This is a genomic window from Bradyrhizobium stylosanthis (assembly GCF_001641335.1).
Taxonomy (GTDB): domain Bacteria; phylum Pseudomonadota; class Alphaproteobacteria; order Rhizobiales; family Xanthobacteraceae; genus Bradyrhizobium; species Bradyrhizobium stylosanthis.
On sequence record NZ_LVEM01000004.1, the window covers coordinates 649285 to 662701 of the forward strand.

11 protein-coding genes are annotated in these 13417 nt (G+C 66.0%); 4 read left to right on the forward strand and 7 right to left on the reverse strand.

Annotated features, from left to right (window positions below; all coding sequences use genetic code 11):
• Positions 1-124 precede the first annotated feature (124 nt).
• From A7X65_RS29490 to A7X65_RS29505, 4 genes are all read right to left on the reverse strand, one after another.
• Entirely contained in the window at positions 125-358 is a 234-nt protein-coding gene (locus tag A7X65_RS29490; RefSeq protein WP_063691914.1) for a DUF6894 family protein, read from the reverse strand.
• Between the two features lie 165 nt (positions 359-523).
• Complete coding sequence (locus A7X65_RS29495) at positions 524-1123, reverse strand: hypothetical protein (RefSeq protein ID WP_063691917.1); 600 nt, start codon at positions 1121-1123, stop codon at positions 524-526.
• A gap of 113 nt (positions 1124-1236) precedes the next feature.
• Entirely contained in the window at positions 1237-2223 is a 987-nt protein-coding gene (acuI, locus tag A7X65_RS29500; protein WP_063691919.1) for an acrylyl-CoA reductase (NADPH), read from the reverse strand.
• 41 nt (positions 2224-2264) lie between these two features.
• A complete protein-coding gene (locus A7X65_RS29505; protein ID WP_063691922.1) occupies positions 2265-3515 on the reverse strand; it encodes an MFS transporter in 1251 nt (416 codons plus the stop codon).
• Positions 3516-3853: 338 nt separating this feature from the next.
• On the opposite strand from A7X65_RS29505, the gene nadA reads away from it, so the two are divergent.
• The 3 genes from nadA (at position 3854) to nadC (ending at position 7537) form a co-directional block, all read left to right on the forward strand.
• Entirely contained in the window at positions 3854-4960 is a 1107-nt protein-coding gene (gene nadA / locus A7X65_RS29510) for a quinolinate synthase NadA (protein WP_063691925.1), read from the forward strand.
• A gap of 74 nt (positions 4961-5034) precedes the next feature.
• Positions 5035-6645: an L-aspartate oxidase gene (locus A7X65_RS29515; RefSeq protein ID WP_063691928.1), complete on the forward strand. Its 1611-nt coding sequence runs from the start codon at positions 5035-5037 to the stop codon at positions 6643-6645.
• 13 nt (positions 6646-6658) lie between these two features.
• Positions 6659-7537 carry a carboxylating nicotinate-nucleotide diphosphorylase gene (gene nadC / locus A7X65_RS29520; RefSeq protein WP_063691931.1) on the forward strand — a complete coding sequence of 293 codons (879 nt, stop codon included), beginning with the start codon at positions 6659-6661 and terminating at the stop codon, positions 7535-7537.
• A 119-nt stretch (positions 7538-7656) separates the two neighbouring features.
• Here nadC and A7X65_RS29525 read toward each other — a convergent pair whose 3' ends face one another.
• From A7X65_RS29525 to A7X65_RS40975, 3 genes are all read right to left on the reverse strand, one after another.
• Entirely contained in the window at positions 7657-9111 is a 1455-nt protein-coding gene (locus A7X65_RS29525; RefSeq protein ID WP_063692597.1) for a cell wall hydrolase, read from the reverse strand.
• 445 nt (positions 9112-9556) lie between these two features.
• A complete protein-coding gene (gene ppdK / locus A7X65_RS29530) occupies positions 9557-12511 on the reverse strand; it encodes a pyruvate, phosphate dikinase (protein ID WP_063691933.1) in 2955 nt (984 codons plus the stop codon).
• 96 nt (positions 12512-12607) lie between these two features.
• The gene (locus A7X65_RS40975) at positions 12608-12763 is read right to left on the reverse strand and encodes a DUF3096 domain-containing protein (RefSeq protein WP_018648785.1); all 156 of its coding nucleotides are present in this window, start codon (positions 12761-12763) and stop codon (positions 12608-12610) included.
• A gap of 223 nt (positions 12764-12986) precedes the next feature.
• Between A7X65_RS40975 and A7X65_RS29535 the strand changes: the two genes are divergently transcribed.
• Positions 12987-13340, forward strand: coding sequence for a DUF1236 domain-containing protein (locus A7X65_RS29535; protein WP_063691936.1), 354 nt, complete (start codon positions 12987-12989; stop codon positions 13338-13340).
• Positions 13341-13417 lie beyond the last annotated feature (77 nt).

Consider the following 13417-nt stretch of genomic DNA (forward strand, 5'->3'; position numbering starts at 1 on the left):
GGGTAGGACTACGGAGAACGCTGCTCAAATCGTCGAATTTGCACAGCTATCGCGTGCAGAGAGGAGACGCCTCGCGGATTTGCGGAGGCTGCATTCGTTAACGGCGTGCGGTGTCCGCGCCCCGTCAGGACACCGTCTCGCCCACGATGCTGATGCGGAACACCGGCTGCTTGTGCTCGTCGAGCAGCTCCATGCTCCACTTTGCGTTCGGCTTCATGCTGCGCGCGATCCCGCCGAGCAGGTTGGCGCAGACCTCGGTCATCTCGGACCACGCCGCGGCGCGGTCATCGAACTCGTAAGGCTGATCGGCGGCGCCGGAATAGCGGCCGGTGCTGATGCGGAAGAAGTACAGCGACATCGTTGAACCCTTGCGTAGGGCCGCGTCCCCCGGCCGTACCCAAACTGGGACGCCAACAGCTACCAACGCATGAAAGCCGCGGACCGTATGACTACGGCGCGGCGGCTTCGCGTTTTAGGGGGAGATATTCAACGACAGGCTGCGTGGCCCGTGGCGTGCAGCTGCTCACTGAGTCGAGCGGCGCAGCTCCAGCGGACCTTCGTTCCGGATGGGCTCCGACTTGGCTTCGGACTTCACCGGCTCGAGCCGGCTGCTCTCGACGCGCGGGGTCTCGACACGCGCGGCGACCTCGGTGTTCGGCGCGCCGACCGACCCGGTATGCTCGGAAGAACGCAGCGAGCGCGGACGCGCGACCGCGCGCGCCATCAGCATCTGATTGCCGCCCTGGTGATGGAAGTCGCAATACGCGAAGCCCATGCCGGACACCGAGCCGCGGAAGCTGCGGTCGTCGGTCTTTTCCAGGTTGAAACAGGGCTCGAACGGAATGCCCTTGATCGAGGCGCAGACGTTCTGGCCGCGGATCTGGAGCGTGTTGCCGGGCAGGCGGAGATGCTTCACCGGGCCTGACCCCGAGAACTGCACGGCGCCGGCGGCGCCGAGGTCGTCGAGGATGCGGCCCGCACCGCGGGTGCCATCGAAACAGGTGAAGGCGAATACCTTGCCGGCCACGAAGCGGCGCGCCTCGTCGGCGTTCATGCTTCCTGCAATGGCCGGCGCAAACGTCGCCGCTGCCGTGACAGCCCCCAACACAATACGCGCAAGCATGCTCAACTCCGAACCAACCCCCGCAGCGGGCGATGCCTTATCTCTTTACCCGCTGCTTACCATACTAACCAAGGCAACATTGAAGCAGCTTGGTTGGTAAAGTCTGAACGCCGTTAGAGAATCTTTACCACGATGCGGCCGCGGACCTGGCCGGCGAGGATTTTCGCGCCCCATTCGGAAACCTGGTCGAGCGAAATTTCATGAGTGATTTCAGATAGTTTCGTCCGGTCAAGGTCGGAGGCCAGGCGCTGCCAGGCGGCTTTGCGCGGCTCGATCGGACACATCACGGAATCGATGCCGAGAAGGCACACTCCGCGCAAAATGAAGGGTGCGACGGAAGACGGCAGGTCCATGCCGGCCGCCAGGCCGCAGGCGGCGATCGCGCCGCCGTATTTCGTCATCGACAGCAGATTCGCGAGCGTGGTCGAGCCGACGCTGTCGACGCCGCCCGCCCAGCGCTCCTTGGCCAGCGGCTTGGCCGGTGCCGACAATTCGTTGCGGTCGATCACTTCCGCAGCGCCGATCTCCTTCAGATAGTCCGCTTCCGCAGCGCGGCCGGTCGAGGCGATGACGTGATAGCCGAGCTTCGACAGCACGGCGGTTGCGACCGAGCCGACGCCGCCGGCGGCGCCCGTCACCACGACGGGACCGCTCTTCGGCGAGATACCGTGCTTCTCCAGCGCCAGCACCGACAGCATCGCGGTGAAGCCGGCCGTGCCGATCGCCATGGCGTCGCGCGTGGACAGTCCCTGCGGCAGGGCGACCAGCCAGTCGCCCTTCACCCGCGCCTTCTCGGCATAGGCCCCGAGATGGGTCTCGCCCATACCCCAGCCGGTGCAGACGACCTTGTCGCCCGCCTTCCACTGCGGATGCGACGACTGCTCGACCGTCCCGGCGAAGTCGATGCCGGCGATCATCGGGAAGCGGCGCACCACCGGCGCCTTGCCCGTGAGCGCGAGGCCGTCCTTGTAGTTCAGCGTCGACCATTCCACGCGGACGGTGACGTCGCCCTCCATCAGCTCGGCTTCATCGAACTGCACGAGCTGCGCGGTGGTGCCCTTGTCCGCCTTGTCGATCCGGATTGCCTTGAATGTGGCCACGGCTGAACTCCCTGACTTGTTTGTCAGGGATGTTTAGCCGATCAGGCAGGCTGCGCAACCGGCCGTGCGACGGGTTTCTCCACGATCGGAAGATTGATCAGCGCCGAGAGCACGCCGAACAGGATCGAGAGCCACCAGATCGGCGTGTAGGAACCGTATTTCTCGAACACGATGCCGCCGAGCCAGACGCCGAGGAAGCCGCCGACCTGATGGCTGACGAAGGCGAAGCCATAGAGTGTGGCGAGCCACCGCGTGCCGAACATCAGCGCCACCAGCGCCGAGGTCGGCGGCACCGTCGACAGCCAGGTCAGGCCCGAAACCGCGCCGAACGCGATTGCCGAGAACGGCGTGATCGGGAACGAGATGAAGGCAAGCGTCGCAAGCGCGCGGGTGAAATAGATGGTCGAGAGGATGTAGCGCTTGGGCAGGTAGTTCTGGAGATAGCCGACGCTGAGCGATCCCATGATGTTGAAGAGGCCGATCGCCGCGATCACCCAGCCGCCGGTTTGCGTCGAGATGCCGCGATCCACCAGGAACGCCGGCAGATGCACGGTGATGAAGGCGAGCTGGAAGCCGCAGGTGAAGAAGCCGAGCACCAGCAGCACATAGGAGCGGTGACCGAAGGCTTCCGCGAGCGCCTTCGTAAACGTCTGCTCGTCCGCGGGCGTCGCGTTGGCCGTGGTCGCGACCCGCGGCGTCGAGAGCGCCAGCGACAGCGGGATGATCAGCAGCATCAGGAAGCCGAACACGGTGAGCGCCTGCTGCCAGCCGAAATTGTCGATCAGCGCGACGCCGATCGGCGCAAACAGGAACTGGCCGAACGAGCCCGCCGCAGTGCCGGCGCCGAGCGCGAGGCCACGCTTCTCCGCGGGCAGCAGCTTGCTGAAGGCCGACAGCACCAGGTTGAACGAGCAGCCGGCGAGACCGAAGCCGACCATCACGCCCGCGCCGATGTTCAGCGACAGCGGCGTCGAGGAATAGCGCATCAGCAGGAGGCCGCCGGCATAAAGCAGCGCGCCGACGCACATCACCCGGAACAGGCCGAAGCGATCGGCGACCGCGCCGGCGAACGGCTGGCCCAATCCCCACAGCAGGTTCTGCACGGCGATGGCGAGGCCGAACACGTCGCGGCCCCAGGAGAACTCATGGCTCATCGGCTGCACGAAGAAACCGAGCGCCGAGCGCGGGCCGAAGCCGAGCATGCCGATGGCACAGCCGCAGAGAATGATGATGGCCGGAGTACGCCAGGAGGAACGGGAGGCCGAACCGAGCTCGCCCATCTGTGTCGACATGCACGTCCTCATGTGTCGTTGGCGGCTCCGAAATAGGTCACCGCGAGTCAGGCGTTTAATGCAGATGCATGAAAATCCCAAGCCAAAAATGATTGCGTTCCACGAAGGGCTGCCGCGGGAGCATTGCGTTTCTCCGCGGGCTCGCCGGACGCACACGGGCGACTTGACGGGAATGTGTGCGGTCAGCTCTGGCGGGCTGCCGCCCGCCGTGTTATCTTCAATTTGCTCATAGTGAGTATATGTAAGCGCTTGTGAAATGCTCCCGGCCCCGGCGGCCGGATTTCTCGGGCCCTACATATACTCACATGGAGCATAATTATCATACACGGGAGGCTTCGATGCCAATCACTGGAATTTACGGCCCCGACGATCTTGCAGACCGACCGCAGGACCAGATCGCACCCTCTCCCCGCGCCGCGCCGGCGCGCACGAGACCCGCACTGCCGAGGCCTTCGCTGGAATGGACTGACGAGGTCGAGCGCGCCACTGCGCCGCTCTACGAGCGCGTGAAGCACGTGATCCCGCCGATCGAGTGGCCGCTGATGGCGCCGACGATCCACGCGATCAACGAGCTGAAGCGGGCGCGCGGCGCGGTGATCCTCGCGCACAACTACCAGGCCCCGGAGATCTTCCATGGCGTCGCCGACATCGGCGGCGACTCGCTCCAGCTCGCGGTGGAAGCCACCAAGGTGAAGGCCGGCATCATCGTCCAGTGCGGCGTGCACTTCATGGCGGAGACCTCGAAGCTGCTCAACCCGGACAAGACGGTGCTGATCCCGGATTCGCGTGCCGGCTGCTCGCTCGCGGCCAGCATCACGGGCGCGGACGTCCGCCTGCTGCGCGAAAAGTTTCCGGGCGTGCCTGTTGTCGCCTACGTCAACACCTCGGCGGAGGTGAAGGCCGAGGTCGACATCTGCTGCACCTCGTCGAATGCGGTGCAGGTGGTCGAGAGCCTGAATGCGCCGACCGTGATCTTCGTTCCCGACCGCTATCTCGCGACCTACGTCGCCTCCAAGACCGACGTGAAGATCATCGCCTGGAAAGGCGCCTGCGAGGTGCACGAGCGCTTCAAGGGCGAGGAGCTGCGCGCCTATCGCGAGGCCGATCCCTCGGTGCAGATCATCGCGCATCCCGAATGCCCGCCGGACGTGCTGGCGGAGGCCGACTTCACCGGCTCGACCGCGCACATGATCAACTGGGTCCGCGAGAAGCGTCCGCGGCGGCTGGTGATGATCACGGAATGCTCGATGGCCGACAATGTCCGCGCCGAGCTGCCTGAGGTGGAGATGCTGCGCCCCTGCAATCTCTGCCCGCACATGAAGCGCATCACGCTCGCCAACATTCTGGAGAGCCTGCTGACGCTGGGCGAGGAAGTCACGATCGATCCCGCGCTCGCGGTGCGGGCACGGCGCTCGGTGGAGCGGATGATCAATCTGAAGAACTAGCAACACAAATCGCAACAACCACAGCCGTCGTCCCGGCGAAGGCCGGGACGACAGCGGAGCAAGAGGAAATTGCTGTGACTACTGACACCATCCACACCCTCACCCGCACGACCGACGACATCGTCATCGTCGGCGGCGGTCTCGCCGGACTGTTCTGCGCGCTGAAGCTGGCGCCGCGGCCGGTGACACTGATCTCGGCCGCGCCGCTCGGACAGGGCGCGTCCTCCGCCTGGGCGCAGGGCGGCATCGCAGCGGCCGTGGCCGAGGGCGACACGCCTGAGGCCCATGCGGCGGATACGATCGCCGTCGGCGGCGGCCTTGTCGACGAAGCCGTCGCACTCGGCATTGCGCGCGAGGCGGCGCCGCGGATCCACGACCTGCTCGCCTATGGTGTGCCGTTCGACCGCGATCTCGAAGGTCGGCTCGCCGTGGGACGCGAAGCTGCGCATTCAGCGCGCCGCATCGTGCATGTGCGCGGCGATGGGGCCGGTGCCGCGATCATCGCGGCGCTGAGCGAGGCCGTACGCCGGACGCCGTCGATCCGTCTGATCGAAGGTTTTACCGCCGAAGCGCTGTTGACCGAGGACGGCGCCGTCAGCGGACTTCAGTTGCGTGAGGCCGGCAATCCCTCGTCACGGCCGATCCTCATTGCCTCGCGCATGGTGGTGCTTGCGACCGGCGGTCTCGGCCATCTCTATGCCGTCACGACCAATCCCGCCGAGGGAAACGGATCGGGCCTTGCGATCGCTGCCCGCGCCGGCGCGGTGATTGCCGATCCTGAATTCGTCCAGTTCCACCCCACCGCCATCATGGTCGGGCGCGATCCCGCACCGCTCGCCACCGAAGCGCTGCGCGGCGAAGGCGCGACGCTGATCAACGGCCATGGCGAGCGCTTCATGCGGGCGCGCCATCCGCTCGCCGAGCTTGCGCCGCGCGACATCGTGGCCCGCGGCGTGTTTGCCGAGATCGCGGCCGGGCGCGGCGCCTTCCTCGATGCGCGGCAGGCGCTGGGCGCGCGCTTCGCCGACAAATTCCCGACCGTCTATGCGAGCTGCATCGCGGCCGGCATCGATCCGGCGACAAAGGCGATCCCGATCGCGCCGGCCGCGCACTACCACATGGGCGGCATCGCGGTGGACGGGCGCGGCCGCAGCTCGATCGACGGGCTCTGGGCCGGCGGCGAGGTGTCGTCGACCGGCGCGCATGGCGCCAACCGCCTCGCCTCCAATTCGCTGCTCGAGGCGGTGGTCTATGCCGCGCGCATCGCCGACGACATTGCCGGCTGCACCATCCCCTCGCCTGCCCGCCTCCCCGATGCATTGGTCGCCATGCAGAGCGAGGCCCCTGCTGCCGCGAGCGTGAAACGGCTGCGCGCAATGATGAGCGCGCATGTCGGCGTCGTCAGAGACGGCGACGGGCTTGCGGACGCGATCCGCAGCTTTGCCGCGCTCGAACGCGAGGCGGCCAGCCTCACGGTCCGCAACGTGGCGGCTTCGGCCCTGCTCGTCGCGGCGGCAGCCTGGACGCGCGGCGAGAGCCGCGGCGCGCATTTCCGTTCCGATCATCCGGCGGAAGTCCCTGCGCTGGCACGGAGAACGATGACCACACTCGCCGCGGCGCGCGACGTCGCCGCGAGCCTGAACGACCAACCGCTGCCGCGCATTGCGCAACCCATGATCGCCTGACGGAGTTTCTCCCATGATCACTTCGACCTCACTGCTCTATCCCAACGCGTTCCTCTCTCGGCTGGCGATCGACGAGGCCGTGCATCGCGCGCTCGACGAGGACCTTGGCCGCGCCGGCGACATCACTTCGCTCGCGACGATTCCCGAAGCGACGAAGGCGAAGGCCATCCTGGTCGCCCGCCAGTCTGGCGTGATCGCCGGTTTGCCGCTGGCGCTCGCAACGCTGCAAAAGCTTTCGCCGGATATCGAGGTGCGCGCGCATGTCCGCGATGCCGGACGCGTCGCCCGCGGGCAAAACGTGTTGACCCTCTCGGGGCCGGCGCGCGCCATTCTCACGGCGGAACGGACCGCGCTGAATTTCGTCGGCCGCCTCTCGGGCGTCGCGACGCTGACGGCGGATTACGTCGCGCGCACGGAAGGCACCAGGATGCGCATCTGCTGCACGCGAAAGACCACGCCGGGATTGCGCGCGCTGGAGAAATATGCGGTGCGTTGCGGCGGCGGCTTCAACCACCGCTTCGGCCTCGACGATGCGATCCTGATCAAGGACAACCATATCGCGGTCGCGCGCGGCATCCGCCCGGTGCTGGAGCGCGCGCGGGCCTATGCCGGCCATCTCGTCAAGATCGAGATCGAGGTCGATACGCTGGCACAGCTGCGCGAGGTGCTCGACACCGGACTCGCCGATGCCGTGCTGCTCGACAACATGGACCTTGCGACGCTGCGCGAGGCGGTGCGGATGACCGAAGGCCGGCTCGCGCTGGAGGCATCCGGCGGCGTGACGCTGGACTCGATCGCAGCGATCGCGGCCACCGGCGTCGACTACGCGTCGGCAGGCGCGCTGACGCACTCGGCGCCGAACTTCGACTGCGCGCTGGATATCGAGATGTGAGAGGCGCGACTTCGCACGAGATCGTCATGCCCGGGCTTGTCCCGGGCATCCACGACCTTGCTGCGCGGCCATAAGAACGTGGATGGCCGGGACAGGCCCGGCCATGACGGTTGGAAAGACTATCTCCGCTCCACCACGCCCATCTCGGCGGAGCTCTTGGCTTCCTGCGCCAGCTCGGCGGAGAGCGCGGCGGTCTGGGCCGGCGTGCCCCAGCTCGGCTCCTCGCTGCCGTCGCCCCAGGCGCGCGGGCGGTAGAAGGTGTGGACGCCGGTCTTGTACATCTTCTTCATCTCGGCGACCCAGGACGGACGCACCCAATAGGCGTGGTAGTGCGTGGACTTGCCGACCTCGGGCAACCAGATCTGGCCGTCGAGCATGGCCTTGGCGATCTTCTTGGCGCGATCCCACATCTCGGGCTCGCGGATCACGTCGGCATTGTTGTCGCAGGCAAAGGTGAACTGGCAGGCGAGATGGCGGTGCTTGTTCTGATAGACCGCGCCGCACACGGTATCGGGATATTTACCCGAGAAGACGCGGTTCATCACCACCTGCGCCACCGCGATCTGGCCGCGCACGGCCTCGCCGCGGGATTCGAAATAGACGGCTTCGGCGAGGCACTTCTCCGACTTGGCGCGCGACTTGTCGTCGAGCGCGAGCCGCTCCGCCGGGGATTTGGCGCGCTGGTTGTCGGCATTGACCTCGCCCTTCGGCGCGACGCTCTCGCCGCTTTCGATGTCCTTGGCGATCTCCGCCGTCGGCGGGGTCAGCGAGGCCGTCACCTTCATGTCGGGATCGGGCATCACGATCAGCGGCTCGGCGCCGGGCTGCCAGCTCTCGATGCTCTCGATATTGCCGCCGAGCGAGGAGCTGCCGAAGAACAGGTTCGAGGTCTTGACGCTGAAGGGATCGCGCACGGGCGTCGTCGGCGCCGTCGTCCGTTTCAACGCTTCCAGCGGCTGCACCGCGAACGAGCGCGCCACGTCGCTGGCCTGCGGGGGATTGGCATATTGCGGCAGCGGCGGCGCGCGCAAGGCTTCCGCGAGTTCCGGATCGAGCGCGGCAGCGGACTCCGGCGACATCGCTTGCGGCAATGAAGCGGTCTTGGCGCCAAACACCGAGCTGTTCGACGTGGCGGGATCCTGCTGTGCGGGTGGCGCGGCCGGCGCGAGCGTCTCGGGCGTTTGCGTCGGCGTGACTGTCGCCAGACGATCACCCTTCATGGAGCGATCGACCTTGGGAAAATCCGCGGCCTGATAGCGCGGCGGCGCCTGCAGCGCCGGATTGCGGCTGACCGCGCCGGTGACGTCGCGGCCGTCGATGCTTGCGAGACGAACCATCGCGCTCTGCGGAACCGAGGTGCCGATGGGACGGGAAAAGCTGTAAGTGGCGAGCTGGATCGAGGACGCGGCGGAGAACACCTGCTTCTGCCAACGCTCGGCGACGCCGGGCTGACGCGCCAGCAGAGAGGCAATGTCCTGATAGCCGGTCTCTCTCGGCATCAATGCGAAGATGCAGAGACCGATGCCGAAGGACGCGAACCGCGCGCCCTTCGGATGGTTACGCAACATTGACATCAACACGCTCACGCTACGCTACGCTTACGCCAGAAAAATCGAACCGCAGTACATCCGTGCAATTCGATCTTTATCGTAAGTATCCAATTTAGGTTGCCGCGGCGTTAATCGGCGTTGCGCGCGCGGCACACTCAAGCGATTGCAGGTGTTTTCACGGGCAATGATGCGTGGTGGTAAATGCGGGCTGACGTGAAGCGGTAAACAAGAGGTCAACGCGAATGGTGAAGGAACTCTTGATGACGCGTATCATTACGGGACGGGTGTGAGTTCCCGGAGTTGCGACACTCGTCATTGCGAGCGCAGCGAAGCAATCCAGAGTCTTTCCGCCGAGGCAGTCTGGATTGCTTCGCTGCGCTCGCAATGACGGCGTCGAGAGAGCCGCGCGCTAAATGAAAAAGGCGGGGCTTGTGGCCCCGCCTCTTCGCATTCAACACTTCAATTCGTCTTACGCCTGGCTCGCGACCGCCTTGCCGAGCGCGGCCTGGGCTGCCGCGAGGCGCGCGATCGGCACGCGGTAGGGCGAGCACGAGACGTAGTCGAGACCGATATTGTGGCAGAAGGCGACGGAGGCGGGATCGCCGCCGTGCTCGCCGCAGATGCCGACCTTGAGCTTCGCGCGCGTCTTGCGGCCGCGGGCGACACCGATCTTGACCAGCTCGCCGACGCCTTCCTGGTCGAGCGCGACGAAGGGGTCGACCGACAGGATGCCCTTCGCAACGTAGGGACCGAGGAAGCTCGCCGCGTCGTCGCGGCTGATGCCGTAGGTCGTCTGCGTCAGGTCGTTGGTGCCGAACGAGAAGAACTCGGCGCTCTCCGCGATCTCGGCCGCGAGCAGGCAGGCGCGCGGCAGCTCGATCATGGTGCCGACCTGATAGGCGATCTTGGCGCCCATCTCACGCATCACCGCCTTCGCGGTCGAGTCGATGCGCGCCTTGACGAGGTCGAGCTCCATCTTGGTCGCGATCAGCGGCACCATCACCTCGAGGCCGACGGCCTTGCCGGTGCGCTTCTCGGCCTCGATCGCCGCCTCGAAGATCGCGCGGGCCTGCATCTCGGCGATCTCCGGATAGGCGATCGCGATGCGGCAGCCGCGGAAGCCGAGCATCGGATTGAACTCCGAGAGCTCGCGCGCGCGGTCGGCCAGGCGCCGCGGGTCGGTGTTCATGGCACGCGCCACTTCCTCGACCTCGGCATGGGTGTGCGGCAGGAACTCGTGCAGCGGCGGGTCAAGCAGACGGATCGTGACGGGCAGGCCCTTCATGATCTCGAACAGCTCGACGAAGTCGGCGCGCTGCATCGGCAGCAGCTTGGCGAGTGCCGCGCGGCGGGACTGCTCGTCTTCGGAGAGGATCATCTCGCGCACCGTGCGGATGCGGGTCTCTTCGAAGAACATGTGCTCGGTGCGGCAGAGGCCGATGCCCTCGGCGCCGAACTTGATCGCGGTGCGCGCATCGTCCGGCGTGTCGCCGTTGACGCGGACGCCGATCTTGCGGACCTGGTCGGCCCAGTTCATCAGCGTGCCGAACTCGCCGGAAAGCTCCGGCTCGATCATCGGCATGCGGCCGGCCAGCACCTGGCCGAGCGAGCCGTCGATGGTGATGACGTCGCCGGTCTTGAAGGTGCGCGAGCCGATGCTCATGGTGCCGCGGCCGTAATCGACGCGGATGGTGCCGCAGCCGGAGACGCAGGGCTTGCCCATGCCGCGCGCGACCACCGCCGCGTGCGAGGTCATGCCGCCGCGGGTGGTCAGGATGCCTTCGGCGGCGTGCATGCCGTGGATGTCTTCCGGGCTGGTCTCGATGCGGACCAGGATGACCTTGCGTCCGTCGCCCTGAAGCTTGGCCGCTTCATCCGAGGAGAACACGATCTCGCCGGAGGCCGCACCGGGCGAAGCCGGCAGGCCGGTCGCGATCACGTCGCGCTTGGCGTTGGGATCGATGGTCGGATGCAGGAGCTGATCCAGCGAGGCGGGATCGATCCGCGACACCGCTTCCTTCTTCGAGATCAGGCCTTCATTGGCGAGCTCGACCGCGATGCGCAGCGCCGCTTTCGCGGTGCGCTTGCCGCCACGGGTCTGCAACATCCAGAGCTTGCCCTGCTCGACCGTGAACTCCATGTCCTGCATATCGCGGTAGTGCTTCTCGAGCAGCGTGTAGATCCGCGTCAGCTCCTTGAAGGCCTCCGGCATTGCGGCTTCCATCGACGCCTTGTCGGAGCCGGACTCCTTCCGCGCTTCCTCGGTGATGTCCTGCGGCGTGCGGATGCCCGCCACCACGTCCTCGCCTTGCGCGTTGATCAGGAACTCGCCGTAGAGCTTGCTCTCGCCGGTCGAAGGATTGCGGGTGAAAGCAACGCCGGTGGCCGACGTCTCGCCCATGTTGCCGAACACCATGGCCTGCACGTTGACCGCGGTGCCCCAGGATTCCGGAATGTCGTGCAGCTTGCGATAAGTCACCGCGCGCGCGTTCATCCAGGATGAGAACACCGCACCGATCGCGCCCCAGAGCTGGTCATGCGGATCCTGCGGGAAGTCCTTCCCGGTCTCGCGGGCGACCGCGTCCTTGTACTTGCCGACCAGATCGACCCAATCGTCGGCGGACAGATCGGTGTCGAGCGTGTAGCCCTGGCTGTCCTTGAAGGTGTCGAGGATTTCCTCGAAGTGATGATGCTCGAAGCCGAGCACCACGTCGGAATACATGGTGATGAAGCGGCGATAGCTGTCATAGGCGAAGCGGCGGTCGCCCGACAGCGCCGACAGCGCTTCCACGGTCTCGTCGTTGAGGCCGAGGTTGAGCACGGTGTCCATCATGCCCGGCATCGAGGCACGCGCGCCCGAGCGCACGGAGACGAGCAGCGGGTTCTTGGTGTCGCCGAACACCTTGCCGGTCAACTTGCCGACATGGTCGAGCGCCTTCTCAACCTGCGCCTGCAACTCCTTCGGGTAGGACTTGTCGTGGGCGTAGAAGTAGGTGCAGACCGAGGTCGGGATGGTGAAGCCGGGAGGCACGGGAAGGCCGAGATTGGCCATCTCGGCGAGGTTGGCGCCCTTGCCGCCGAGCAGGTCGCGCATCTCGGTGCGGCCCTCGGCCTTGCCGTCGCCGAACGTATAGACCCATTTGCCGGCCTTGCCCGCGACCGATGCCGCCTTGGCGGGTGCAGCCTTGGCGGGCGCCGCCTTTTTCGGCGCCGGCTTCGCGGCGACCGGCTTGGTCACAGCCTTCGCGGCCGGCTTTACCGCCGGCTTGGCTGCGGGCTTTGCGGGCGCTTTGGCCACCGGCTTCGGAGCGCTCTTCACGGCACTCTTGGCGAGTGCCTTGCGCGCTGCCGGCGCGGCCTTCGCCTTGGCGGAGGGCTTTGATTTCGCTGCAGTTTTAGAAGGCTTCGAGGCGGCTTTGGCCATAGCTTGCACACAACCTGCGAGAGGAATGGGAAATCGCGCGCCTTACACCACTTTGGGCAGGCCCGCGCAAGTCGGACTGTTCCGGAAAATGAACCCCTAGAGGTGGAGCCACTTCAGGAGCCCGAGCCCGATCGCGCCGTTGACGATGAGGAAGATCGCGACGATCAGGTTGAGCAGCCGCGGCATGATCAGGATGAGCACGCCCGCAATCAACGACAGGATCGGCGAAATGTGGGCGACGGTGATGTGCATGAACGATCTTTCTGTGGAGGTGAGGCGAATCGCGGGCGGATCATAGCGGCCCCGGTTCCGCGAGTAGAGACGCACAAGCGCAATGCGAGTTCCCGCCTTCGCGAAAACTGCCCGAAATTGCCGCGTATGCGGCATGCATTCCCCGGAACATTGCCAGGACGCATGCATTGGCAACCGGTCGCGCCACTGGCGCTTCCGAAGAATCACGTCGAAGGAGTTTTGCATGCGGAACAGGATTCTTGCTCTGGCAGCGCTCGCGGCCGCCATCGGCTCGCCCCTGGCGGCGCAGGCGCAAAGCGGCGTCACGATCGGACGTGCGCCGGTCGTGGTCGACAGCGGCCCGACGATAGCGGTCGAACAGCGGCCGGCTTTCCGCGACTATGTCGTCGAACAACGTGTGCCGGCCTTCCGTGTCCCGGATCGCGTGGTGGTCGGTGCCACCTTACCTGAAAGCGGCATTACCTATTATGACGTGCCGCAACGTTTCGGTGCCACCACCTATCGCTACACCGTCGTGAACGGCGAGACCGTGCTGGTCGAGCCGCGCTCACGCCGCATCGTCGAGGTGATGGACTAGACTTCATCTGGACGCGTTTTCTTCACGCGAACCGGTATCCACTTCGCTTGAAAACGCTGGCGTTCAACTAGATGTCC

Excerpts from the sequence above, each read along its gene's own strand:
- A7X65_RS29490 (WP_063691914.1), bottom strand. The coding sequence starts at position 358 with ATGTCGCTGTACTTCTTCCGCATCAGCACCGGCCGCTATTCCGGCGCC.
- A7X65_RS29495 (WP_063691917.1), bottom strand. The coding sequence starts at position 1,123 with ATGCTTGCGCGTATTGTGTTGGGGGCTGTCACGGCAGCGGCGACGTTT.
- A7X65_RS29505 (WP_063691922.1), bottom strand. The coding sequence starts at position 3,515 with ATGTCGACACAGATGGGCGAGCTCGGTTCGGCCTCCCGTTCCTCCTGG.
- nadA (WP_063691925.1), top strand. The coding sequence starts at position 3,854 with ATGCCAATCACTGGAATTTACGGCCCCGACGATCTTGCAGACCGACCG.
- nadC (WP_063691931.1), top strand. The coding sequence starts at position 6,659 with ATGATCACTTCGACCTCACTGCTCTATCCCAACGCGTTCCTCTCTCGG.
- A7X65_RS29525 (WP_063692597.1), bottom strand. The coding sequence starts at position 9,111 with ATGTCAATGTTGCGTAACCATCCGAAGGGCGCGCGGTTCGCGTCCTTC.
- ppdK (WP_063691933.1), bottom strand. The coding sequence starts at position 12,511 with ATGGCCAAAGCCGCCTCGAAGCCTTCTAAAACTGCAGCGAAATCAAAG.
- A7X65_RS40975 (WP_018648785.1), bottom strand. The coding sequence starts at position 12,763 with ATGCACATCACCGTCGCCCACATTTCGCCGATCCTGTCGTTGATTGCG.
- A7X65_RS29535 (WP_063691936.1), top strand. The coding sequence starts at position 12,987 with ATGCGGAACAGGATTCTTGCTCTGGCAGCGCTCGCGGCCGCCATCGGC.